Source organism: Shigella sonnei, assembly GCF_002950395.1.
GTDB lineage: Bacteria > Pseudomonadota > Gammaproteobacteria > Enterobacterales > Enterobacteriaceae > ECMA0423.
On record NZ_CP026802.1, the window covers coordinates 2,640,785 to 2,664,844 of the forward strand.

A 24,060-nucleotide genomic window follows, 5' to 3' on the forward strand; every position below is an offset into this window, starting at 1 on the left:
GACAAGGCGTTCACGCCGCATCCGGCTGTCGTGCTGGGATGGGCATACAAAATGCACGTTATCGGCAGTCATCATTATTTGTTGTTGCGCAGATCCAGCGCCACGTCGACGATCATATCCTCCTGGCCGCCAACCATCCGGCGTTTGCCCAGCTCAACGAGAATATCCACCGCACTTAAGCCATAACGCGCCGCCGCCGTTTCACAGTGACGCAGGAAGCTCGAGTAAACACCAGCGTATCCCAGCGCCAGCGTTTCGCGATCGACTCGTACCGGACGATCCTGCAACGGACGCACCAGGTCGTCGGCGGCATCCATTAACGCATAGAGATCGGTCCCATGCTGCCAGCCCAGTTTATCCGCGGCGGCAATAAACACTTCCAGCGGTGCGTTACCTGCGCCCGCGCCCATTCCCGCGAGGCTGGCGTCGATTCGGTCGCAGCCCTCTTCCACCGCCGCGATAGAGTTCGCCACGCCAAGACTCAGGTTATGGTGAGCGTGCATGCCGGTTTGCGTTTCTGGTTTCAACACTGCTTTCAGGGCGCGGAAACGGTCACGGATATCGCTCATGTTCATCGCACCGCCAGAATCCACCACATAAATACAGGTCGCACCGTAGCCTTCCATCAGCTTTGCCTGCTTGGCGAGATTCTCCGGCGTGGTCATATGGCTCATCATCAGAAAACCAACGGTGTCCATTCCGAGCTCGCGGGCATACTGAATATGCTGGGCGGAAACATCAGCTTCGGTACAGTGCGTTGCCACACGAACCACCCGCGCGCCAGCCTGCCAGGCATTTTTCAGATCGTGAATAGTGCCGATTCCTGGCAGCAACAACGTCGCGATTTTGGCGTGCCTCACCACATCCGCCGCCGCTTCAATCCATTCAAGGTCGCTATGTGCGCCGAAACCATAGTTAAAGCTGGAACCTTGCAAACCGTCGCCGTGGGCCACTTCAATCGAATCCACGCGGGCATCGTCCAGTGCTTTGGCAATCTGGCGAACGTTTTCCAGCGAATACTGATGACGAATGGCGTGCATACCGTCACGCAATGTGACGTCCGAGATATAAAGTTTTTTACCGTTCATGCCGCTTCTCCTGCCTTGCGCGCCAGTGACTGGGCCATTTTTTCCGCTGTCGCCAGCGCACTGGAAGTCATAATATCGAGGTTGCCCGCATAGGCAGGCAGATAATGCGCTGCGCCTTCGACTTCCAGCCAGACCGCTGTTTTCAGTCCGGAGAATTGCCCCACGCCCGGTAAATTGACCGGTTTATCCTGCGGGATAACTTCAAACTGCACGCGCTGTTTCAGGCGATAACCCGGTACGTAAGCCTGCACCGCCTCAGCCATTTCATTGATTGAGGCTTCGATATCATCTTGTGAAGCTTCGTCGCTCAATACATACACCGTGTCACGCATCATCAACGGTGGCTCTGCTGGGTTAAGCACAATAATCGCCTTCCCTTTTGCCGCGCCGCCCACCACTTCAATGGCTCGGGAAGTGGTTTCCGTAAATTCATCGATATTGGCACGCGTGCCAGGTCCGGCAGATTTACTGGCGATAGAAGCGATAATTTCGGCGTAATGAACACGCGCCACGCGTGAAACTGCCGCCACCATTGGAATGGTGGCCTGGCCGCCGCAGGTGACCATGTTGACGTTCAGTTGATCGACGTTCGCCTCGAGGTTAACCACCGGCACGCAGTAAGGGCCGATGGCAGCAGGCGTCAGGTCAATTAAGCGAATATCCGGTTTCGCTTCGCGTAAAGCGGCATCGTTTTTCACATGCGCGCCCGCGCTGGTCGCATCAAATACAATGTCGATATCAGCAAATTCAGGCATGTTCATCAGCCCGATCACCCCTTCATGGGTGGTGGCGACGCCCATACGTCTGGCACGCGCCAGACCGTCGGACTGAGGATCAATGCCGACCATCACCGCCATCTCCAGATGCTGACCGTGACGCAAAATTTTAATCATCAGATCGGTGCCAATGTTGCCAGAACCGATAATGGCGACTTTACGCTTACTCATGACAGACTTCCTTTTGGGGCTGCGCTTGAAAATGTCGCAGCAACTGAACCTATGCCTTCAATATGGGCTTCAAAACGATCGCCCGCATTCACCGCCACCATCGGGCCTAATGCCCCGGTAAGAATGATATCTCCGGCGCGCAGCGGTTCACCCAGACTGGCCATTTTGCGTGCCAGCCAGACGGCGGCATTAAGCGGATGTCCCAGGCATTCGCTGCCGCGCCCGCTGGAAACCTCTTCGTTATTACGCGTCATCTTCATGGCGCAGTTTTTCAGGTCTAACCCCGCCGGACGTTGCGCCGGACCGCCGATGACATACACCCCGCAGGAAGCGTTATCTGCCACGGTATCGACAAACTGAATCGACCAGTCGCGAATGCGGCTCCCCACCACTTCCAGCGCCGGAAGTACCCATTCAATGGCGTTATACAGTTCGTCGAAGGTGATATCAGTTGCGGGTAAATCGCGGTTCAACACCAGTGCGATCTCCGCTTCAATGCGGGGTTGCAGAACACGGGAAAAAGGAATGATTTCGTTATCGCCATAACACATGTCGGCAAATAACGTCCCAAAATCCGGTTGATCAACGCCCAGTTGTTGTTGCACTTTCGGATGCGTCAGGCCCACTTTACGCCCTACCACGCGACGCCCCTGCACAACGTCATATTGCACATTTATGTGCTGAATGGCGTAGGCCGCTTCAGCGTGATCGATACCAATCAGATCGCGCAGCGGCGCAATCGCTTCGCCCTGCTCTGCGGCGCGGCGTAAATCCGCCGCCAGTTGCTCAAGAGTATGCTTCGTCATGACCATTCCTTAAGGGCGTGCGAGGAAATTCAGCACCAATTGATTGAAAGCGTCGGCATGTTCCCACTGCGCCCAGTGACCACAGTCGCGGAAGATATGCAGTTCAGAACCGGCAATGCCGGACAGCAGACGCAGACCCGCATCCATCGGCACAAAGCGGTCGTTGCGCCCCCAGACAATCAGGGTTTGCGCTTTGATTTCCGCCAGACGTGGGCCAAAATCCGGGAACTGTTTCGGATTAGCTTCCAGGCTCTTAACGAAGTTTTCCAGGTGATCGCGGCGCGACAGCATATTATTCAGGCGCGCTTCAAACAGGGCGTCGGTCAAATCGCTGGTATCGAAAACGAAGATATCCATCATCAGCTTCAGGTTTTCGATAGTCGGCTGACGATAAAGCTGATTCAGTCGCTTAATACCTTCGGTTGGCATCGGCGTAAACAAACTCATGCCGCCCGTACCGCCGCCCATCAGCACCAGTTTGCCGACGCGCTCCGGCCAGTTAAGGGTGAACGCCACAGAACTATGGCCGCCCATCGAGTTGCCCAGCAGGTGGATTTTGGCGATATCCAGTTGATCCACCACGCTTTTCAGGATTCGTGCATTAAGATCCGATCGTGAACCACTATTAACGATCGAATCGCTTTTGCCCCAACCCGGACAATCCAGCAGGATCACCCGATAGCCCGCCTCTACCAGCGGATCGATATTGCGGCTGAAGTTCGCCCAGCCAGTAGCACCCGGGCCGGAACCATGCAGCAGGACAACGGTTTCGTCGCCTTGTCCGCAGTCATTAAAATGGATGCGCAGCGTTTTACCCGCTTCTTCTACATTCAGAAAACGGCTGGTGGCGGCTTCGGTTTGTGGCTGATAACTCATCATCTTCTCCTGCATATTCAGTTCTCTGTTCTGGCGCTTAACGAGCCAAATCCGGCAATCCACTCCGGGATTGGGCGGTAATAACGCCCTTCGCTACGCCAGTTGCCAAATGCAGAAATAGCGGCAAAAGCGGCGACCCAGGTTTTGATTTCATGTGTCGACTTTCCGGCAATGGCGGAAAGCTCTTCGTTACTGACGGCATCCAGTTCCTGTATGCGTCCCTGCTCCAGCAAAGTCATGAACTGGTTATCCCAAATCGGGTTGAGCGGATGCAGAGTTCTCTGATCCTCAACAAACTTCTCAGCGGCGCTAATCACCCTTTGCTGACGCAATTCGCGCTCACTGGCGGGTAAATCTTTCCCGCTCCCCAACAGACGGTCGCGCATATGGGCATCGGCTTTCGCCAGTTCGGGCACCGGCGGCTGATGGGAAAGCCCACCGGAACCCAGGAACAGCACGCGTTTATTGAGAGTGCTGGTGAAACGTCCAATGGCTTCACCCAACATGCGGGTACGCTGGAAACCGGGCAGCGGCGTGGCGACACCGTTGATGAACACAGGCAGAACTGGCACCTTATCCAGCCCACCGAGCAGGAACTCCAGCGGCTGGGCGAACCCGTGGTCCACCTGCATACAGTAAGAAACGGCAAGATCGATCCCGCTCTTCATGACAGCATGCGCACAGGCCTCCGCCAGCTCCACAGGCACGGGCAGCTCTCCTGCCGCACTGCCGAAATCACCAATTGCCGTCGCTCCAACGCCTAAACAGAACGGTGGCATCACGTCATAGAAAAAGCCGTTGTAGTGATCTGGCGCAAACAGCACCACCAGTTCAGGGGAGAAAGCCGCAATACGCTCGCGGGCGCTGGCAATCACGCCATTGACCTCATCGAGTACCTCTTGCGCCGGGTCGACATACCCCACCAACGGCGAGTGGGAAAGACAGTGAAGATAAGCGTGCATATCAGGCTACCTTTTCGACAGAAACGTCGGCATCAGGGCGGGTCAGCGTCATCACCGACGCCAGTTTATTCAGCGTATTGCCCAGGGTTTGCGGAATGGCGGTGGCGGCAACAAAGCGATCCGGGCGCATCACCACCAGCGAAGCATTGTGTTGCGCGAACCAGCTACGCAGACGACCTTGCGTATCGCCCACGTGTAGCACGCCGTCGTGGTTATCCTGTGCGGTATGAATTTGCACTTCCGGCACCACCTGAATGAAGCGTGTGCCCAACGCGCGCCACTGCTGGATTTGCTCGTCGCTCATCCCCCACAGTGGATTGCATCCCCAGCCAATTACCGCGAAGTTCGCGCCGATCGCGTTATCGAGCAGCGTCACGTCGCCGTTTTCCAGCGTGACTTTCGGCTGAATAAACATCTTGCCGACCGGAGAGTGCTTCGCTTCGCCCTCACGCACCAGCGCACCGCCGTAATATTGCGGCATCGGCTTGAAGCGCATTTCGAGGAAGTAGCGTTTTACTGGCGGCAGATAATTCAACAGCCAGGAAACGCCGTCACGTAACGTACCCTGCCAGCGTTTCGGCGGAGCCAGCACGTTGCCCGCCGTCACGGACAGGTCAATCATCGCTTTGGCGTGATCGCGACGTTCTTGTTGATAGGTATCGAGCAGCGCATCGCGGGCTTTCCCCTGGATAACCAACGCCAGTTTCCAGGCGAGGTTAAAGGCGTCGCGCATACCACTGTTATAGCCCTGCCCCTGCCACACCGGCATGATGTGCGCGGCATCGCCCGCCAGCAGTACGCGATCAATACGGAAACGTTGCGCCAGTCGCGCGTTATGGGTGTAGACACGCTGGCGAATCAATTCAACATTGTCCGGATTAGGCAGCACTTTGCTTAACAGCTTGCGCATATTTTGCGGCTCACGCAGCTGCTCTTCGGTTTCTCCCGGCATCACCATAAATTCAAAGCGACGTACCGCATGAGGCAGCGCGGCAGAAACATACGGGCGCACCGGATCGCAACACAAATAGATATGCGGCGTACTTAACGGATCGTTGGCGATATCTACCACAATCCACTGATTTGGCGCAGTTTTACCTTCAAACGGCACATTCAGGGTGCGACGAACAAAACTTGCCCCACCATCACAGGCCACCAGCCACTGGGCTTTGATCGTTTCCCGCTGCCCTTCTGCCGTTTTCAGGTGCAAGGTCACTTCGTCATCTTGCTGGCTGAAGGCCTCCAGCTCGCGGGAAAACAAGCAGCGCACATTCGGAAAACGCGACAACCCTTCCAGCATCACCGCATCGACCTGTGGCTGAATAAAGGCGTTACGGCGCGGCCAGCCAAATTCATCGGTCATTGGCTGAATATCAGCAAAACAGCGGCCTTTTGGGGTGAGAAAACGCATCGCGTGCCACGGTGTAGTGTGCGGCAGAACATTCTCGACCAGGCCGACCGACTGCATGGTGCGCAGCGCCTCGTCATCAATACCAATCGCACGCGGGTAGTCGATCAACTTATCGAGTTTCTCCACCACCAGCACGTCAATGCCCATCTGACCGAGATAGTTCGCCATCATCAGCCCAACCGGACCGGCACCAGCGATCGCCACCTGAACGCTATGGTTAACAGCAGGCTGGATGTCAGGGTGTTGTATTGCCATTTCTGCACAACGTTGTTTTAACTATAGAAATGTCAATTAATATGCAGAACAATGAGCAGACGGAATACAAAACCGTGCGCGGCTTAACCCGCGGTCTAATGTTATTAAATATGTTAAATAAACTTGATGGCGGTGCCAGCGTCGGGCTGCTGGCGGAACTCAGCGGCCTGCATCGCACCACTGTGCGGCGACTGCTGGAGACGCTGCAGGAAGAGGGATATGTCCGCCGTAGCCCCTCCGATGACAGTTTTCGTCTGACCATCAAAGTGCGGCAATTAAGCGAAGGATTTCGTGACGAACAGTGGATTTCTGCACTGGCGGCCCCGCTGCTGGGCGATCTGTTGCGCGAAGTGGTATGACCAACAGATGTGTCCACCCTGGATGTTGATGCAATGGTGGTACGCGAAACCACCCACCGTTTCAGCCGCTTATCCTTTCACCGGGCAATGGTCGGGCGACGTTTACCGCTCCTGAAAACCGCCTCGGGCCTGACCTGGCTGGCCTTTTGCCCGGAACAAGAACGCAAGGAATTAATCGAAATGTTAGCCGCCCGCCCCGGTGATGACTATCAACTGGCACGAGAACCGTTAAAGCTGCAAGCCATTCTGGCGCGCGCGCGCAAAGAGGGTTACGGACAGAACTACCGCGGCTGGGATCAGGAGGAGAAGATCGCCTCTATCGCCGTACCGCTGCGCAGTGAACAACGGGTGATTGGCTGTCTGAATCTGGTGTATATGGCGAGCGCAATGACCATTGAACAGGCAGCGGAAAAGCATCTTCCGGCGCTACAACGGGTAGCAAAACAGATCGAAGAAGGGGTTGAATCGCAGGCTATTCTGGTGGCCGGACGGCGAAGCGGCGTGCATTTACGTTGACACCATCGAATGGCGCAAAACCTTTCGTGGTATGGCATGATAGCGCCCGGAAGAGAGTCAATTCAGGGTGGTGAATGTGAAACCAGTAACGCTATACGATGTCGCAGAGTATGCCGGTGTCTCTTATCAGACCGTTTCTCGCGTGGTGAACCAGGCCAGCCACGTTTCTGCGAAAACGCGGGAAAAAGTGGAAGCGGCGATGGCGGAGCTGAATTACATTCCCAACCGCGTGGCACAACAACTGGCGGGCAAACAGTCGTTGCTGATTGGCGTTGCCACCTCCAGTCTGGCCCTGCACGCGCCGTCGCAAATTGTCGCGGCGATTAAATCTCGCGCCGATCAACTGGGTGCCAGCGTGGTGGTGTCGATGGTAGAACGAAGCGGCGTCGAAGCCTGTAAAGCGGCGGTGCACAATCTTCTCGCGCAACGCGTCAGTGGGCTGATCATTAACTATCCGCTGGATGACCAGGATGCCATTGCTGTGGAAGCTGCCTGCACTAATGTTCCGGCGTTATTTCTTGATGTCTCTGACCAGACACCCATCAACAGTATTATTTTCTCCCATGAAGACGGTACGCGACTGGGCGTGGAGCATCTGGTCGCATTGGGTCACCAGCAAATCGCGCTGTTAGCGGGCCCATTAAGTTCTGTCTCGGCGCGTCTGCGTCTGGCTGGCTGGCATAAATATCTCACTCGCAATCAAATTCAGCCGATAGCGGAACGGGAAGGCGACTGGAGTGCCATGTCCGGTTTTCAACAAACCATGCAAATGCTGAATGAGGGCATCGTTCCCACTGCGATACTGGTTGCCAACGATCAGATGGCGCTGGGCGCAATGCGCGCCATTACCGAGTCCGGGCTGCGCGTTGGTGCGGATATCTCGGTAGTGGGATACGACGATACCGAAGACAGCTCATGTTATATCCCGCCGTTAACCACCATCAAACAGGATTTTCGCCTGCTGGGGCAAACCAGCGTGGACCGCTTGCTGCAACTCTCTCAGGGCCAGGCGGTGAAGGGCAATCAGCTGTTGCCCGTCTCACTGGTGAAAAGAAAAACCACCCTGGCGCCCAATACGCAAACCGCCTCTCCCCGCGCGTTGGCCGATTCATTAATGCAGCTGGCACGACAGGTTTCCCGACTGGAAAGCGGGCAGTGAGCGCAACGCAATTAATGTGAGTTAGCTCACTCATTAGGCACCCCAGGCTTTACACTTTATGCTTCCGGCTCGTATGTTGTGTGAAATTGTGAGCGGATAACAATTTCACACAGGAAACAGCTATGACCATGATTACGGATTCACTGGCCGTCGTTTTACAACGTCGTGACTGGGAAAACCCTGGCGTTACCCAACTTAATCGCCTTGCAGCACATCCCCCTTTCGCCAGCTGGCGTAATAGCGAAGAGGCCCGCACCGATCGCCCTTCCCAACAGTTGCGCAGCCTGAATGGCGAATGGCGCTTTGCCTGGTTTCCGGCACCAGAAGCGGTGCCGGAAAGCTGGCTGGAGTGCGATCTTCCTGAGGCCGATACTGTCGTCGTCCCCTCAAACTGGCAGATGCACGGTTACGATGCGCCCATCTACACCAACGTGACCTATCCCATTACGGTCAATCCGCCTTTTGTTCCCGCGGAGAATCCGACGGGTTGTTACTCGCTCACATTTAATATTGATGAAAGCTGGCTACAGGAAGGCCAGACGCGAATTATTTTTGATGGTGTTAACTCGGCGTTTCATCTGTGGTGCAACGGGCGCTGGGTCGGTTACGGCCAGGACAGCCGTTTGCCGTCTGAATTTGACCTGAGCGCATTTTTACGCGCCGGAAAAAACCGCCTCGCGGTGATGGTGCTGCGCTGGAGTGACGGTAGTTATCTGGAAGATCAGGATATGTGGCGAATGAGCGGCATTTTCCGTGACGTCTCGTTGCTGCACAAACCGAGCACACAAATCAGCGATTTCCATGTTGCCACTCACTTTAATGATGATTTCAGCCGCGCGGTACTGGAGGCAGAAGTTCAGATGTACGGCGAGCTGCGCGATGAGCTGCGGGTGACGGTTTCTTTGTGGCAGGGTGAAACGCAGGTCGCCAGCGGCACCGCGCCTTTCGGCGGTGAAATTATCGATGAGCGTGGTGGTTATGCCGATCGCGTCACGCTACGTCTGAACGTCGAAAACCCGGCGCTGTGGAGCGCCGAAATCCCGAATCTCTATCGTGCGGTGGTTGAACTGCACACCGACGACGGCACGCTGATTGAAGCAGAAGCCTGCGATGTCGGTTTCCGCGAGGTGCGGATTGAAAATGGTCTGCTGCTGCTGAACGGCAAGCCGTTGCTGATTCGCGGCGTTAACCGTCACGAGCATCATCCTCTGCATGGTCAGGTCATGGATGAGCAGACGATGGTGCAGGATATCCTGCTGATGAAGCAGAACAACTTTAACGCCGTGCGTTGTTCGCATTATCCGAACCATCCGCTGTGGTACACGCTGTGCGACCGCTTCGGCTTGTACGTGGTGGATGAAGCCAATATTGAAACCCACGGCATGGTGCCAATGAATCGTCTGACCGATGATCCGCGCTGGTTACCCGCGATGAGCGAACGCGTAACGCGAATGGTGCAGCGCGATCGTAATCACCCGAGTGTGATCATCTGGTCGCTGGGGAATGAGTCAGGCCACGGCGCTAATCACGACGCACTCTATCGCTGGATCAAATCTGTCGATCCATCCCGCCCGGTGCAGTATGAAGGCGGCGGAGCCGACACCACGGCCACCGATATTATTTGCCCGATGTACGCGCGCGTGGATGAAGACCAGCCCTTCCCGGCTGTGCCGAAATGGTCCATCAAAAAATGGCTTTCGCTACCTGGAGAGACGCGCCCGCTGATCCTTTGCGAATACGCCCACGCGATGGGTAACAGTCTTGGCGGCTTCGCTAAATACTGGCAGGCGTTTCGTCAGTACCCCCGTTTACAGGGCGGCTTCGTCTGGGACTGGGTGGATCAGTCGCTGATTAAATATGATGAAAATGGCAATCCGTGGTCGGCTTACGGCGGTGATTTTGGCGATACACCGAACGATCGCCAGTTCTGCATGAACGGTCTGGTCTTTGCCGACCGCACGCCGCATCCAGCGCTGACAGAAGCAAAACACCAGCAGCAGTTTTTCCAGTTCCGTTTATCCGGGCAAACCATCGAAGTGACCAGCGAATACCTGTTCCGTCATAGCGATAACGAGCTTCTGCACTGGTCGGTGGCGTTGGATGGCAAGCCGCTGGCAAGCGGTGAAATGCCTCTGGATGTTGCTCCACAAGATAAACAGTTGATTGAACTGCCTGAACTACCGCAGCCGGAGAGCGCCGGACAACTCTGGCTTACGGTACACGTAGTGCAACCGAACGCGACCGCATGGTCAGAAGCCGGACACATCAGCGCCTGGCAGCAGTGGCGTCTGGCGGAAAACCTCAGCGTGACACTCCCCGCCGCGCCCCACGCCATCCCGCAACTGACCACCAGCGAAACGGATTTTTGCATCGAGCTGGGTAATAAACGTTGGCAATTTAACCGCCAGTCAGGCTTTCTTTCACAGATGTGGATTGGCGCTGAAAAACAACTGCTGACGCCGCTGCGCGATCAGTTCACCCGTGCACCGCTGGATAACGACATTGGCGTAAGTGAAGCGACCCGCATTGACCCGAACGCCTGGGTCGAACGCTGGAAGGCGGCGGGCCATTACCAGGCCGAAGCAGCGTTGTTGCAGTGCACGGCAGATACACTTGCCGACGCGGTGCTGATTACGACCGCTCACGCGTGGCAGCATCAGGGAAAAACCTTATTTATCAGCCGGAAAACCTACCGGATTGATGGTAGTGGTCAAATGGCGATTACCGTTGATGTTGAAGTAGCGAGCGATACACCGCATCCGGCTCGGATTGGCCTGACCTGCCAGCTGGCGCAGGTAGCAGAACGGGTAAACTGGCTCGGATTAGGGCCGCAAGAAAACTATCCCGACCGCCTTACTGCCGCCTGTTTTGACCGCTGGGATCTGCCATTGTCAGACATGTATACCCCGTACGTCTTCCCGAGCGAAAACGGTCTGCGCTGCGGGACGCGCGAATTGAATTATGGCCCACACCAGTGGCGCGGCGACTTCCAGTTCAATATCAGTCGCTACAGCCAACAACAACTGATGGAAACCAGCCATCGCCATCTGCTGCACGCGGAAGAAGGCACATGGCTGAATATCGACGGTTTCCATATGGGGATTGGTGGCGACGACTCCTGGAGCCCGTCAGTTTCAGCGGAATTCCAGCTTAGCGCCGGTAGCTACCATTACCAGTTGGTCTGGTGTCAAAAATAATAATAACCGGGCAGGCCATGTCTGCCCGTATTTCGCGTAAGGAAATCCATTATGTACTATTTAAAAAACACAAACTTTTGGATGTTCGGTTTATTCTTTTTCTTTTACTTTTTTATCATGGGGGCCTACTTCCCGTTTTTCCCGATTTGGCTACATGACATCAACCATATCAGCAAAAGTGATACGGGTATTATTTTTGCCGCTATTTCTCTGTTCTCGCTATTATTCCAACCGCTGTTTGGTCTGCTTTCTGACAAACTCGGGCTGCGCAAATACCTGCTGTGGATTATTACCGGCATGTTAGTGATGTTTGCGCCGTTCGGTGATGCTGCCAACTTACTGATTTAGTGTATGATGGTGTTTTTGAGGTGCTCCAGTGGCTTCTGTTTCTATCAGCTGTCCCTCCTGTTCAGCTACTGACGGGGTGGTGCGTAACGGCAAAAGCACTGCCGGACATCAGCGCTATCTCTGCTCTCACTGCCGTAAAACATGGCAACTGCAGTTCACTTACACCGCTTCTCAACCCGGTACGCACCAGAAAATCATTGATATGGCCATGAATGGCGTTGGATGCCGGGCAACTGCACGCATTATGGGCGTTGGCCTCAACACGATTTTACGTCACTTAAAAAACTCAGGCCGCAGTCGGTAACCTCGCGCATACAGCCGGGCAGTGACGTCATCGTCTGCACGGAAATGGACGAACAGTGGGGCTATGTCGGGGCTAAATCGCGCCAGCGCTGGCTGTTTTACGCGTATGACAGTCTCCGGAAGACGGTTGTTGCGCACGTATTCGGTGAACGCACTATGGCGACGCTGGGGCGTCTTATGAGCCTGCTGTCACCCTTTGACGTGGTGATATGGATGACGGATGGCTGGCCGCTGTATGAATCCCGCCTGAAGGGAAAGCTGCACGTAATCAGCAAGCGATATACGCAGCGAATTGAGCGGCATAACCTGAATCTGAGGCAGCACCTGGCACGGCTGGGACGGAAGTCGCTGTCGTTCTCAAAATCGGTGGAGCTGCATGACAAAGTCATCGGGCATTATCTGAACATAAAACACTATCAATAAGTTGGAGTCATTACCCACTTATTTATGGATGAAATCACTATGGATCCTTTGCACGCCGTTTACCTGACCGTAGGACTGTTCGTGATTACTTTTTTTAATCCGGGAGCCAATCTCTTTGTGGTAGTACAAACCAGCCTGGCTTCCGGTCGACGCGCAGGGGTGCTGACCGGACTGGGCGTGGCGCTGGGCGATGCATTTTATTCCGGGTTGGGTTTGTTTGGTCTTGCAACGCTAATAACGCAGTGTGAGGAGATTTTTTCGCTTATCAGAATCGTCGGCGGCGCTTATCTCTTATGGTTTGCGTGGTGCAGCATGCGCCGCCAGTCAACACCGCAAATGAGCACACTACAACAACCGATTAGCGCCTCCTGGTATGTCTTTTTTCGCCGCGGATTAATTACCGATCTCTCTAACCCGCAAACCGTTTTATTTTTTATCAGTATTTTCTCAGTAACATTAAATGCCGAAACACCAACATGGGCACGTTTAATGGCCTGGGCGGGGATTGTGCTCGCATCAGTTATCTGGCGAGTCTTTCTTAGTCAGGCGTTTTCTTTGCCCGCTGTGCGTCGTGCTTATGGGCGTATGCAACGCGTTGCCAGTCGGGTTATTGGTGCAATTATTGGTGTATTCGCGCTACGCCTGATTTACGAAGGGGTGACGCAGCGGTGAGCAGATAATTTACTCTCTACGTAATCAACCTGATTTGCCGAATCCCGACTATCGGCGATGATAGCCCCCGTAATGCGTGGTCCTTATTTCCGATAAGTTTACTTGAGTCTTTAGCTTCCCATTTCAGCCCACTCTCCCCTGTGTGGGCTTTTTTCATTGGTCTGACCCGTCCTGAATAGCCAAACAATGGCAATGTTCCACTTTGCAGGGATGATAATAAGGGGATCTGATTCAGAAGAGTTTTGAAAAGTTGGACCGCCATCGAGGCCTCGAACCCCGTACCATACAACAATCCTGGTTGTCGTCTGCTCTTCCTGATGAGCTAATGGCGGTTTTTGATATGAGCCTTACAGCATATTTTCTGTCAGGCTTGAGTGCGATGCGTAAGGTACAGAAAAGACCCCACACAAACATGATGGAATTATGATTTTTTTCATATGAATGTCAACCCACACATTCACAAAACATCTGCATGAGATCATTTTTTATACACCGCATGGCTGCGAAACCACTGAGGTAGCCTGAGTTTAACGGACACTCCTTCCTGAAATAGAATGGCATCAGAAGGAGCTAATAATGAGCAGAAAAACCCAACGTTACTCTAAAGAGTTCAAAGCCGAAGCTGTCAGAACGGTTCTTGAAAATCAACTTTCGATCAGTGAAGGCGCTTCCCGATTATCTCTTCCTGAAGGCACTTTAGGACAATGGGTTACCGCCGCCAGAAAAGGGCTCGGTACTCCTGGTTCCCGCACGGTGGCTGAACTGGAATCTGAAATTCTGCAACTGCGTAAGGCGTTAAATGAAGCTCGCCTTGAGCGAGATATATTAAAAAAAGCAACAGCGTATTTTGCACAGGAGTCGCTGAAAAATACGCGTTAATCGAACAATGGCGACAACAATTTCCCATTGAAGCGATGTGTCAGGTATTTGGTGTATCCAGGAGCGGTTATTACAACTGGGTACAGCATGAACCCTCAGACAGAAAACAAAGTGATGAGCGGCTAAAACTGGAGATTAAGGTGGCACATATCCGCACTCGCGAAACATATGGAACCCGGCGGCTCCAGACGGAGCTGGCAGAGAATGGCATCATCGTTGGTCGTGACCGACTGGCACGTCTTCGTAAGGAGCTAAGGCTACGCTGTAAGCAGAAACGCAAGTTCAGAGCGACTACGAACTCGAACCACAATCTGCCAGTTGCGCCAAATCTGCTGAACCAGACGTTCACTCCTACAGCACCAAATCAGGTCTGGGTGGCGGACCTGACGTATGTTGCCACACAGGAGGGATGGTTGTACCTCGCTGGCATCAAAGATGTTTATACGTGCGAAATTGTCGGCTACGCCATGGGAGAGCGCATGACAAAAGAGCTGACAGGTAAAGCCCTGTTTATGGCGCTCAGGAGCCAGCGCCCACCTGCCGGGCTAATCCACCACTCTGATCGAGGTTCACAGTACTGCGCATACGATTACCGGGTCATACAGGAGCAGTCTGGTCTGAAAACATCAATGTCGCGTAAAGGTAACTGTTACGACAACGCTCCGATGGAAAGCTTCTGGGGAACGCTGAAAAATGAGAGCCTGAGCCACTATCGTTTTAATAACCGGGATGAAGCCATCTCAGTAATACGGGAATACATTGAGATTTTCTACAATCGTCAGCGTCGTCACTCTCGTCTGGGGAATATCTCCCCGGCAGCCTTCAGGGAAAAATATCATCAGATGGCTGCTTAAAAAAAGAACAAATGGTAGTGTCCGCTATTGCCAGTACACCTCACCACTGCTGGTGCTTTTTTAAGCGAAGTGTCGCCGATCACAACAAAATATCGGCGAAAAGGCGGTGGAATGCCATTTGGCATACGGATATACAGATGAAATGATTACCTGCTTTGCGATTCACTCTCTGGTGGAATAACAACTTGCAGGTGGAACCCTTTCTGAACTAAAGAGTGTAGCGGATTTTAACGTGCTTATTTACAGGATAATATCTGTCACCTAATTCCTGCACTCTATTAGATATCCATTCATTTAATCGTGCATCATCTCTGTATGTTTTTACGTCCAGAACAGAGAGCAATAACATCACCAGTGATTCAGGAAAAACAGGGTAGATATTTTTTAAGTGTAATAATAATCCATGCGCAAGCGCCTGCTTAATGGGCGCGTCTGTCTCCGGAATAGACGACATTTCGCGAAGCCATTTTTCCACATGCATACACTCTTTCCCTTTAGGGAAAAGTCTCAGCAAAGGCATATGGTGTTCAAGAAGAATACATTTGCAATCTGTTCGCACTGAATTGATAAACTGCACTAATTTCTTAAGCCCGGTAAAGCGTCCAGCCTGCACATTTGCTTTAATATCAAGAAACGCATCATCCTGGTCATATACCCAAACTGTCCCTTTTTGATTTTCAAGTATGCGAAAAACAAACTTAACCGGGTGATCAGGGTAATCCATCCAGTCATAAAATCCTGGGAAATCATTAAACTGCACATTTATGGTGAGTGCGTTATCGTCTGACCACTCACAGTCTCGTACGGCAGCCATGAGATGAATGAGTTTGTCGTCATCGACTAAATCATCACGACAATCATAAGGATAATCATAATATTGTTTAATCAAAACCTTGAATATATCGACACAGGAAACCAGGGAGCTTTTGATATCCTCTGGTAACTGATTGTTTTTAACCGTATTAAGTATGCTTTGTTGCGTATATGGCATCAAATTATTGTGCGGAGCTTTTAATGATATCATCGCGATCTCTCTTAAATAAAAATAAACGTCGCAGATAATAAAGCGCTGATTAAACCAGGCACTATCAGAAATCGCTCATAACTAACGTGAGAAGTATTGTGTACTGGAGGGAGTTAATTTAACAATTTGAATTTACGTTATAGGTTTTACTGCTACTTTGATATTATTTCGCTCTCCTTAACTAAAAAGTTAAGTGGAGAGCGAAGTTAATATGTTAAACCACAGCGTATTTATTAATTTTTTCAATCTGTTAGTGTGCGATTATCGATAACAAAACGATATTTCACATCACCACGCAGCATTCGCTCATAGGCTTCATTAATTTGATCGGCCCGAATCATCTCTATATCAGCCACGATGCCATGTTCGGCGCAAAAATCGAGCATCTCCTGAGTTTCTGGAATGCCGCCAATCATAGAATCGGCTATCGCACGGCGTTTCATGATCAGGTTGAAAACTTCCGGCGATTTATGCGGTGTCGCAGGCGCACCAACCAGCGTCATGGTGCCATCACGCTTCAGCAAGGTGGTAAAATCGTCGAGATTATGTGGCGCAGCTACTGTATTCAAAATGAAATCGAAACTCTTCAGATGAGCCGCCATCTCATCGGCATTGCGTGAGTTAACAACTTCATCGGCCCCCAGGGCTTTTTCCGCTTCGCGTTTTGCCTCAGAAGTGGTAAATGCCACCACATGTGCCCCCATCGCGTGGGCCAGCTTAATCCCCATATGTCCCAGACCGCCGATGCCGACCACGCCCACTTTTTTACCCGGCCCGGCCTGCCAGTGACGTAGCGGCGAGTACGTGGTGATCCCTGCACACAACAAAGGAGCCACCGCCGCCAGCTGCTCTTGCGGGTGACGAATACGCAGAACATATCGCTCATGAACGACGATCTGTTGTGAGTAGCCGCCCAGAGTATGGCCCGGTTCGTCCGGCGTCGGCGAGTTATAGGTGCCGATCATGTGATCACAGTAGTTTTCCAGCCCGTCCTCACACTCTTCGCAATGTTTACAACTGTCGACAATGCAGCCGACACCGACCAGATCGCCCGGCGCATGTTTTTCTACCTGATCACCAACGGCTACCACACGCCCCACAATTTCATGACCCGGTACGCAGGGGTAAACCGTCCCCGCCCACTCGGAACGGACCTGGTGGAGATCGGAATGGCAGACGCCACAGTAAGCGATTTCGATTTTGACATCATTCGGTCCCGGTTCACGCCGTGTGATATCCATCGGTTCAAGTGGTTGTTTAGCGGAATATGCACCAACAGCTTTGATCTTCATTGTGTTTACTCCTGATTAGCTATGTGTATTTGGCGACGCCTGATATGTCATCGCGGCAAAACGCGTCCATTGAATATAGCCAATATTTAAACCACCCGATCCAGCCCCAACATGCCGCGAACCTGAATGAAACAGAGCAGCAACGTTCCCCATAAGGCGAGCGCCTATAAGTGTGATATTTGCTATCCGTAAAAGACTAAAATCGGCAAAACTGATGATCTTTTCACGTAGACAAATAGTTATCTACACAACGTCAATAAGGGCATATTCCTCAAAGATAATGTCCATTTCTGCCGACACTATCATATTGAGGTCGCCCCACTCCCTGGGGCTTAAATCTCTTACAATTCACCGTTGCAGGCGTTTCAAATGCGCATCAACCTGCCACACTCCCCCACACCAGTTGCCCTTTATGGAACGTTGCGGTTCTCGGCGAGATACGCGCCACCGCCTCGGCGGAACAGGAGGCGTCCACCAGCACAAAGCTGGCATCATCCTGCGCTTTTGGCCATACACGCTCGCCTTTTTCATTCAGCGGCAATACATCGCCAGTGGCTAGAAACAGCGAACGGGAGAGGTTCTGTTCGTTAGGACGAATATAGAGCTGCGCGTAGAGATTGGCTTTTTCCAGCATGTCGCCCAGACCATAAGGCGACCAGTGGTCGATAACGCTGTCAGTGCCAGTCATCACTTTTACGCCTTTGTCGTGCAACTGTTTGAGCGGCATATGCAGCGTGCCAATCGGCACCGTCGAGGCGATAGAAATTTGCTGCGCCGCCATCCGATTCGCCAGCGCATCGACCTGTTGTTCGTTGAGCGTAGCCAGCGCAAAGGCGTGGCTGATGGTCAGCTTACCTTTCAGTTGCGGCGTTTTCTCTACCGTTTCAACCATATAATTGATGGCTGCCACGCCCGACGGAGTGGTTTCGTGCAGGTGAATATCGACACCTTTGTCGTAGTCCAGCGCAATCTGAAACATGGTGTCGAGGGATTTTTCCATCGCGCCATCGACACTGGTCGGGTCCAGCCCGCCGACGTAATGCGCACCCGCCTGCATCGCTTCGCGCATTAAGGGTTCCGATTTCGACAGCAGCAAACCGTGCTGCGGGAAGGCGACGATTTCACACTCGAAGCCCGCCTGACGCCGCGCCAGCACCGCCTGCAAATTTTGCAGATTTTTTAGGCCGGAAACCGGTTCGATATTGCAGTGGCTGCGGGCAATGGTGGTGCCTTTCGACTGCAATAGATCGATCAGTTTTTCCGCCCGCTCCTGCGTATACGGTTGTAACTCCGGCAGCATTTTCTGCTTGAGTTTGATCATGTCCTGGATAGTGGTGCCTGCCGGACGATTGAGCGAGCGCCACGGCCCGCCGTAGAAGGTTTTGTCGAGATGAATATGCATGTCGCGAGTGGTGGGTAGCATCAACTTACCGCCAGCGTCATAGTGCGGCAGCGTGGCGTCCGGATGCTGCTTGTTCTCGCGCAGGGCGACAATTTTGCCGTCCTGAATCTCCACGGTCTGGCGCGCCGTGCGGGTCTGCACCGCCACACCGTTTTCGTAGTCAAAACCGGTTTCCAGCAGCACGTTATCGAGATAGTAATGCGGGTCAGTGATTTTCATGGTGTTGTTCGCTTCGCAGTTTAGGGTGCCAGCTACCGCCGCATGGGCGAGCGGCACATAGGTACCAAACAGCGCGGCGGCGGTGACCATCTTACCGCTCTGGCTCAGAAATTCACGGCGGCTATTGCTTTCTTTCATCCTACGTCCTTACGTTTTAATAATATGGGTGCCCGTTTCACCGCGCAGCGCCGCAGGCAGGCATTCCGGCGTGGTGATAATCACTTCTTTGCCGCCCTGCTCCAGGAACGTCAGGCTGGCGATGATTTTTGGCAACATGCTGCCGGGAGAAAAATGCCCTTCCTGCATATAGCGAGTCATGGTGGCAATATCCACCCGATCCAGCGCCTGCTGCTGCGGTTTACCAAAGTGGATACAGACTTTTTCGACGTCGGTGGTGATCACCAGAATGTCGGCGTGAATTTCACGGGCCAGCAGCGCGGTAGAGAGATCTTTGTCAATAACCGCGTCCACGCTTTGGTAATCCCCCGCTTCAGTACGCACTACCGGAATTCCACCGCCGCCCGCGCCAATTACGACAAAACCTTGTTGGATCAGCGCCTTAATGGCGGGTGCTTCGACAATACGTTTCGGTTCCGGCGAGGCGACCACGCGACGATAGCCCCGTCCGGCATCTTCAACAAAACACCAGTCAGGGTTTGCCTTTTGTAGTTTGTCACGCTGGCTTTCACTGAAGAATGCACCAATGGGCTTGGTGGGATGGGCAAAACCTGGATCGTTTTTATCCACTTCCACCTGAGTTACCACGGTGACGGCTTTTTTCTCGCCGTGACGCGCCAGTCGGTTATTCAGCGCCTGTTGGATCAGATAGCCGATGCCGCCCTGCGTATCTGCCACACAGTTCGCCAGCGGCGTTAAGGGCAGCCCTTCGCGCTCGTGGGCAATCTCCGCACGGCGTAAATCCAGCCCGACCTGCGGCCCGTTACCGTGGGTCAGCACAATGTCGTAATCGGAAGCCAGCATTTCCAGCACCGTATCGGCCACGGCTTTCACCGCCTCCGCCTGATGCTCAATCGACTGGCTGGCGTTATCTTTGATAATGCTGTTGCCACCAATGGCAACGACCACAAGCTCTTTCATGTTGTTATGTCCGCTACAGAGGGTGATGAGGTTATGACCAACGCCAGACTGCCTGATGCGCTACGCTTATCAGGCCTACAATTCTCGGGCCATCCGTAGGCCGGATAAGGCGTTCACGCCGCATCCGGCATAAACATGTAAGTCAGACGCCGTAACGTTCGCACCAGCCGAGAATGGCTTTCTCGAAGCAAGCGAATGGTGGATGCACAATGCCCGCGCCAATCATGCCGACGCCCGCATCTTTATGGGCGATGGCGGTGTTGATCACCGGCAGAATGCCGCTGCTACCCACGCGGGTGATGTCGATTGCCGACGGCACGCCCATAAAACCGAGCAGCGGAATGGTGACGTTGGGGTTTTCACCGAGAGTGATTTCACGCATCTGACGGGAGAAATCGATAGCCTCTTCCACCGTGCCGCCCACCAGCGCGACGATTGCAGGCGCGGTCGCCATAGCAAATCCACCAATACCGTAGGTTTCGGTGATGGCGCTGTCGCCGATATCCAGCCCCGAATCTTCCGGCTTATAACCGGCAAACATCGGGCCGATCACCTGCTGCGCCGGGCCGGTAAACCATTGCCCCGGCAGGCCGCTGACCCGCAGGCCGAACTCGACGCCGTTACGCGCCATGGTGGTGACCACGGTGCTGTATTCGATGCCGTGCGCCGCATCCATCGCCGCTTTACACATCGCCATCCACGTCGGGCCGGAGAAGTAGTCGCTGCTGGCGACAAACTCGAACACTTCGCGCTGTTGCTCGACGGAATAGCCTGCCTGAATGATCCCCGGCGTCAGTGCCTGAATCAGCAGCGTCGTCCCGGCGTTATTGCGGTTATGGCACTCATCGCCCATATGCAGCGCCTGCGCCAGCATTAAGCGCAGATCGATCTCACCGATAATTTTCATCGCGTCGCGCAGCATTGGCCCCTGCACATCGCGCATCCAGTTGAGGCGGTCGATCACGCTCTGATCGTTGGCACCCATACGCAAAATCTTCGCCATCTGCTCGCTCATATTGGTGTAAGCGATGTTGCCGTAGGTTTTGTTTTTCACGATGTGCATAAACATCGAGGCCGAGGTAACGCCCGCCATCGATCCCACACAGTCGTGTTCGTGGCACGGCGAGAAGGTGATCTCCCCGGAGGCCGCCAGTTCAGCCGCCTCGTCGAGATCTTTCGCCAGTCCTTCGAACACCAGCGCTCCGGTGACCGCGCCTTTCATCGCGCCGCACATTTTTTCCCAGGTGATCGGCGGCCCGGCGTGAAGAATGGTTTTCGGCGTCATGCCCGGCACCACGTTAATCGCCTGATCAAAACCAATCAGCACCGGATGCGACTGGATAATGCGCTCCAGCGCCTGCTGGTTAGCGGCGGCGATTTTGTCTGCCAGCGGCGAATCGGCAATGTTATCCAGCGCCTGCACCACCTGCATATTGCCCTGCCCCGGCGGCGTCCAGTCGAGTTGAGTCACTTCTACATGCTGCTTTTTCAGGTCATCGCTAAACATGGCGATGCCGACGTTAATAACGTTCAATGGTTGGCTAAACAGTGACTGGCTCATCAGGCTTCCTCCCCTTTGCAGATAAATTCACGCGCCAGCAATCCGGTATTGGTGCTGCTGCTCGCCAGAATCACTCCGGCATCAAGCAGCATCTGGCTTTGTTGTTCTAACGATGGCGTATCAAGATCGGTACCCAGCACATAGGCGAGAATGATCAACTCGCGTCCTTCGGCAGCGGCGATCGCTTTCGCTTCTTTGATCGCCTCGATGGTGGAGCCGACCGGATCTTCATGCGATCCAAATCCGAGCACAAAATCCATCACGATCACCGCCACTTCTGGATCGCGCGCCTCTTCGATCAAGCGACTGATGCGGTTGGTGGGGTCAATCATTGGATGCGGCTTGCCGTTCGTGAAGTCGTCATCGCCAAAGTCGAGGAAGGTGTGTTTGATGCTGCGGTTGATATCTTGCAGGCGGAATTCCGGATCGGGCTGAATGTTGCTGTAGACATCGCCATGTTTTTCCATCACCGCGAACATGGTTTCGTCGCACAGCGTGCCGCCGCAGAACAGGCCACGAATGTATTTCTGCTGCGGTTGCAGACGCGCACGCACATCAGCAATCAACGGCTGGTTAAGCGTATGCAGGTCGAGATTTTCCTGTTTCACGCCGGAGAGCATCACCGCTTTTAGCGCCGCCTCTTTGCTGCCGCGGGCAAACTGTAGCCCCTGCTCATCCACCGGCGTTTCAACGCGACCGAGGAAGCAGACCACCACCGGCTTGCGGCAGGCACGTGCGCGTTCCAGCACTTTGCGGGCCACCGCAGGCGCGGGAGGTTTTGAAATCAGTGCGATAATTTCAGTTTGCGGATCGTTTTCCAGCATCCCGATGGCGTCGAGCATCATCAGGCCGCCGATTTTCTCGCTCAGGTCGCGCCCGCCGGTGCCAATCAGTTGTGAAACACCGCCACCAAATTCATGAATGCGGACGCTCAGCTCCTGGCTGCCGGTGCCGGATGCGCCAACAATACCGATATTGCCGCGACGCACGGCGTTACCAAAACAGAGCGCCGCGCCGTTAATAATCGCCGTGCCGCAGTCCGGCCCCATCATCAGCAGCCCTTTTTCGTGGGCCAACTGCTTGAGCGCCAGTTCATCTTCAACTGAGACGTTATCGGAAAACAGCATCACGTTGAGATCGTTTTGCAGCGCCTGACGCGCTTCGCGAGCGGCAAACAGACCGTTGACCGAAATCACCGCCAGGTTACTTTCCGGGATATGCTTTTTGGCGCTGGCAATAGTGGCGTAACGCGCCTCGTGCGAGCCGCTTTGCGCTTTGGTGTTGAACAGTTCTTCAATCTCCACCAGCAACTGCTCGTTGTCCGCACCCGATTTACCATTGATGACAATCATCAGGTCGCCGTTTTTCGCCTGTTCCAGCGTCGGCGTCAGCAGTCCTAAATTTTTCAGCACACCTTTGTTCATTTCGGTCGCCATCGCCACAAATGCCTGCTCGACGCCGTCGAGTTTATTTGCACGCGTGGAGATAGACATCAGCGAGACAGAATCAAAATAGGTATTCGGTTTAATGACTATTTTAACTGACATAATTCCCTCCGTAGGTTTGGCTCAGCGCACAACCATCGGCCATGCCATACAGCATGTCGCAGCCGGAACTGGAGCCAATATGTTTAATTTTTTCTATTGCCTGAGTTGAATTCCCAGGGACGCCATAAATAATGTTGTGAATAAAGCGATGAATATTTTCCCGGCAGCGTTGTTGTAATGCGGCTTCCAGCGTTATGGCACTTAATAACGTGGTGTTATTTCTGCCGCGTAGCAGACCGCGATAAAATTCCTCTTTGTATTTTTCTGCCGGATGCCCGGGAATAAATAAAATAAGCGCCAGACCTGTTAAATAATCATCGGCTGATGGCGTAAGGCCAATCCCTAACCCAATCATACTGGCGACCGCTGCGGCGATATTTTGCTTATCGTTTACTGTCTGAATAACTGCCCGTCGTTTAATATGTAATTCTTTATTTAACGCCTGATAAAACGGATTATCGCCGCGATAATTAAACAGGGTTTCATTTTCCCCCAGGTGCTGATGAATAATGTCGTGCCACTGTAGCCAGGCGATAAGGTGAAAATTCACAGCGGTCATTTGCAAGGTTGGGGACAGCCAACGCCGACAACGACTCATCTCTATATGAAGATGTTGACCAACCGTAATACCTTGATCGTCAAACTGAACCTTATCACCATGCCGGAACAGATCATCAAAGTGAGTGAGTGCCAACCGACAACTGTTTGGCGCATTGTCGTACTCTTCACAAAGCAGCGTCAGCAACTGCTGGCGAGCCGGGAGTGCGATATTTACCGCTCTGGCAAAGACCTGTTCAACCTGTCCTTGCCCCCGCTGCGCCAGAAAATCCGCATCCGCAGTTAGCGCCCACACACACCGTTT

General features: G+C 53.5%; 19 protein-coding genes and 3 pseudogenes. 7 read left to right on the forward strand and 15 right to left on the reverse strand.

Annotated features, from left to right (window positions below):
- Window positions 1-74: 74 nt before the first annotated feature.
- The 6 genes from mhpE to C1P89_RS13960 are packed head-to-tail and all read right to left on the reverse strand — an operon-like array spanning window position 75 to window position 6,345.
- Window positions 75-1,088 carry a 4-hydroxy-2-oxovalerate aldolase gene (gene mhpE, locus C1P89_RS13935; RefSeq protein WP_001013517.1) on the reverse strand — a complete coding sequence of 338 codons (1,014 nt, stop codon included), beginning with the start codon at window positions 1,086-1,088 and terminating at the stop codon, window positions 75-77.
- Complete coding sequence (mhpF, locus tag C1P89_RS13940; protein WP_000044314.1) at window positions 1,085-2,035, reverse strand: acetaldehyde dehydrogenase; 951 nt, start codon at window positions 2,033-2,035, stop codon at window positions 1,085-1,087. Before mhpF ends, mhpE begins: the two co-directional genes overlap by 4 nt.
- A complete protein-coding gene (mhpD, locus tag C1P89_RS13945) occupies window positions 2,032-2,841 on the reverse strand; it encodes a 2-keto-4-pentenoate hydratase (RefSeq protein ID WP_000160704.1) in 810 nt (269 codons plus the stop codon). The genes mhpF and mhpD overlap by 4 nt, the downstream gene beginning before the upstream one ends.
- Before the next feature lie 9 nt (window positions 2,842-2,850).
- Window positions 2,851-3,717, reverse strand: coding sequence for a 2-hydroxy-6-oxonona-2,4-dienedioate hydrolase (gene mhpC / locus C1P89_RS13950; protein WP_000121898.1), 867 nt, complete (start codon window positions 3,715-3,717; stop codon window positions 2,851-2,853).
- Window positions 3,718-3,734: 17 nt separating this feature from the next.
- Window positions 3,735-4,679 carry a 2,3-dihydroxyphenylpropionate/2,3-dihydroxicinnamic acid 1,2-dioxygenase gene (gene mhpB / locus C1P89_RS13955; RefSeq protein ID WP_000543457.1) on the reverse strand — a complete coding sequence of 315 codons (945 nt, stop codon included), beginning with the start codon at window positions 4,677-4,679 and terminating at the stop codon, window positions 3,735-3,737.
- Between the two features lies 1 nt (window position 4,680).
- Complete coding sequence (locus C1P89_RS13960) at window positions 4,681-6,345, reverse strand: bifunctional 3-(3-hydroxy-phenyl)propionate/3-hydroxycinnamic acid hydroxylase (RefSeq protein ID WP_001007450.1); 1,665 nt, start codon at window positions 6,343-6,345, stop codon at window positions 4,681-4,683.
- A gap of 41 nt (window positions 6,346-6,386) precedes the next feature.
- On the opposite strand from C1P89_RS13960, the pseudogene C1P89_RS25990 reads away from it, so the two are divergent.
- The 6 genes and pseudogenes from C1P89_RS25990 to C1P89_RS13995 all read left to right on the forward strand — a co-directional run bounded on the left by C1P89_RS25990 (window position 6,387) and on the right by C1P89_RS13995 (window position 13,322).
- A pseudogene (locus C1P89_RS25990) lies at window positions 6,387-7,220 on the forward strand (DNA-binding transcriptional regulator).
- A 76-nt stretch (window positions 7,221-7,296) separates the two neighbouring features.
- On the forward strand, window positions 7,297-8,379 hold the full coding sequence (gene lacI / locus C1P89_RS13975) for a DNA-binding transcriptional repressor LacI (protein WP_005141552.1): 1,083 nt from the start codon (window positions 7,297-7,299) through the stop codon (window positions 8,377-8,379).
- 122 nt (window positions 8,380-8,501) lie between these two features.
- Window positions 8,502-11,576 carry a beta-galactosidase gene (lacZ, locus tag C1P89_RS13980; RefSeq protein ID WP_000177894.1) on the forward strand — a complete coding sequence of 1,025 codons (3,075 nt, stop codon included), beginning with the start codon at window positions 8,502-8,504 and terminating at the stop codon, window positions 11,574-11,576.
- A 51-nt stretch (window positions 11,577-11,627) separates the two neighbouring features.
- Window positions 11,628-11,897 (forward strand): annotated as a pseudogene (locus C1P89_RS13985) (MFS transporter); the annotation flags it as partial.
- Window positions 11,898-11,952: 55 nt separating this feature from the next.
- Window positions 11,953-12,650 (forward strand): IS1-like element IS1A family transposase gene (locus tag C1P89_RS13990; protein WP_243461340.1). Its coding sequence is split into 2 segments (ribosomal slippage): window positions 11,953-12,202 and window positions 12,202-12,650, totalling 699 coding nucleotides; the frame shifts between segments, so codons are not numbered across the junction.
- Window positions 12,651-12,689: 39 nt separating this feature from the next.
- A complete protein-coding gene (locus C1P89_RS13995; RefSeq protein WP_001355805.1) occupies window positions 12,690-13,322 on the forward strand; it encodes a LysE family transporter in 633 nt (210 codons plus the stop codon).
- Between the two features lie 16 nt (window positions 13,323-13,338).
- Here C1P89_RS13995 and yahM read toward each other — a convergent pair whose 3' ends face one another.
- Window positions 13,339-13,584, reverse strand: coding sequence for a protein YahM (gene yahM / locus C1P89_RS14000; RefSeq protein ID WP_000290612.1), 246 nt, complete (start codon window positions 13,582-13,584; stop codon window positions 13,339-13,341).
- A 314-nt stretch (window positions 13,585-13,898) separates the two neighbouring features.
- On the opposite strand from yahM, the gene C1P89_RS14005 reads away from it, so the two are divergent.
- A protein-coding gene (locus C1P89_RS14005) for an IS3-like element IS600 family transposase (protein ID WP_094096605.1) occupies window positions 13,899-15,055 on the forward strand; the annotation gives its coding sequence in 2 pieces (ribosomal slippage) (window positions 13,899-14,148 and window positions 14,148-15,055; 1,158 coding nt in all).
- A 208-nt stretch (window positions 15,056-15,263) separates the two neighbouring features.
- Here C1P89_RS14005 and yahL read toward each other — a convergent pair.
- The 8 genes and pseudogenes from yahL to C1P89_RS14040 form a co-directional block, all read right to left on the reverse strand.
- Entirely contained in the window at window positions 15,264-16,079 is an 816-nt protein-coding gene (gene yahL / locus C1P89_RS14010) for a protein YahL (protein ID WP_001359624.1), read from the reverse strand.
- Window positions 16,080-16,321: 242 nt separating this feature from the next.
- Window positions 16,322-17,371, reverse strand: a complete 1,050-nt coding sequence (yahK, locus tag C1P89_RS14015; RefSeq protein ID WP_000692738.1) for an NADPH-dependent aldehyde reductase YahK — start codon at window positions 17,369-17,371, stop codon at window positions 16,322-16,324.
- An 86-nt stretch (window positions 17,372-17,457) separates the two neighbouring features.
- Window positions 17,458-17,532 (reverse strand): annotated as a pseudogene (locus tag C1P89_RS25995) (hypothetical protein); the annotation flags it as partial.
- Window positions 17,533-17,747: 215 nt separating this feature from the next.
- Window positions 17,748-19,130, reverse strand: coding sequence for an amidohydrolase family protein (locus tag C1P89_RS14020; protein WP_000665148.1), 1,383 nt, complete (start codon window positions 19,128-19,130; stop codon window positions 17,748-17,750).
- A gap of 9 nt (window positions 19,131-19,139) precedes the next feature.
- Complete coding sequence (locus tag C1P89_RS14025) at window positions 19,140-20,090, reverse strand: carbamate kinase family protein (protein ID WP_000661647.1); 951 nt, start codon at window positions 20,088-20,090, stop codon at window positions 19,140-19,142.
- 142 nt (window positions 20,091-20,232) lie between these two features.
- Window positions 20,233-21,651: a YlbE family protein gene (locus C1P89_RS14030; protein WP_000083445.1), complete on the reverse strand. Its 1,419-nt coding sequence runs from the start codon at window positions 21,649-21,651 to the stop codon at window positions 20,233-20,235.
- Complete coding sequence (fdrA, locus tag C1P89_RS14035) at window positions 21,651-23,198, reverse strand: acyl-CoA synthetase FdrA (protein ID WP_000111860.1); 1,548 nt, start codon at window positions 23,196-23,198, stop codon at window positions 21,651-21,653. The genes C1P89_RS14030 and fdrA overlap by 1 nt, the downstream gene beginning before the upstream one ends.
- Window positions 23,188-24,051, reverse strand: coding sequence for an oxamate carbamoyltransferase subunit AllH family protein (locus tag C1P89_RS14040; RefSeq protein ID WP_005141544.1), 864 nt, complete (start codon window positions 24,049-24,051; stop codon window positions 23,188-23,190). Before C1P89_RS14040 ends, fdrA begins: the two co-directional genes overlap by 11 nt.
- Between the last annotated feature and the right edge of the window lie 9 nt (window positions 24,052-24,060).

What these genes read in the sequence shown, in the direction of transcription:
- lacZ (WP_000177894.1), top strand. Translation starts at nt 8,502, where the DNA reads ATGACCATGATTACGGATTCACTGGCCGTCGTTTTACAACGTCGTGAC.
- C1P89_RS14020 (WP_000665148.1), bottom strand. Translation starts at nt 19,130, where the DNA reads ATGAAAGAAAGCAATAGCCGCCGTGAATTTCTGAGCCAGAGCGGTAAG.
- mhpF (WP_000044314.1), bottom strand. Translation starts at nt 2,035, where the DNA reads ATGAGTAAGCGTAAAGTCGCCATTATCGGTTCTGGCAACATTGGCACC.
- mhpC (WP_000121898.1), bottom strand. Translation starts at nt 3,717, where the DNA reads ATGAGTTATCAGCCACAAACCGAAGCCGCCACCAGCCGTTTTCTGAAT.
- yahM (WP_000290612.1), bottom strand. Translation starts at nt 13,584, where the DNA reads ATGGCGGTCCAACTTTTCAAAACTCTTCTGAATCAGATCCCCTTATTA.
- C1P89_RS14030 (WP_000083445.1), bottom strand. Translation starts at nt 21,651, where the DNA reads ATGAGCCAGTCACTGTTTAGCCAACCATTGAACGTTATTAACGTCGGC.
- yahL (WP_001359624.1), bottom strand. Translation starts at nt 16,079, where the DNA reads ATGATATCATTAAAAGCTCCGCACAATAATTTGATGCCATATACGCAA.
- mhpB (WP_000543457.1), bottom strand. Translation starts at nt 4,679, where the DNA reads ATGCACGCTTATCTTCACTGTCTTTCCCACTCGCCGTTGGTGGGGTAT.
- C1P89_RS13995 (WP_001355805.1), top strand. Translation starts at nt 12,690, where the DNA reads ATGGATCCTTTGCACGCCGTTTACCTGACCGTAGGACTGTTCGTGATT.
- yahK (WP_000692738.1), bottom strand. Translation starts at nt 17,371, where the DNA reads ATGAAGATCAAAGCTGTTGGTGCATATTCCGCTAAACAACCACTTGAA.
- C1P89_RS14025 (WP_000661647.1), bottom strand. Translation starts at nt 20,090, where the DNA reads ATGAAAGAGCTTGTGGTCGTTGCCATTGGTGGCAACAGCATTATCAAA.
- mhpD (WP_000160704.1), bottom strand. Translation starts at nt 2,841, where the DNA reads ATGACGAAGCATACTCTTGAGCAACTGGCGGCGGATTTACGCCGCGCC.
- C1P89_RS13960 (WP_001007450.1), bottom strand. Translation starts at nt 6,345, where the DNA reads ATGGCAATACAACACCCTGACATCCAGCCTGCTGTTAACCATAGCGTT.
- fdrA (WP_000111860.1), bottom strand. Translation starts at nt 23,198, where the DNA reads ATGTCAGTTAAAATAGTCATTAAACCGAATACCTATTTTGATTCTGTC.
- mhpE (WP_001013517.1), bottom strand. Translation starts at nt 1,088, where the DNA reads ATGAACGGTAAAAAACTTTATATCTCGGACGTCACATTGCGTGACGGT.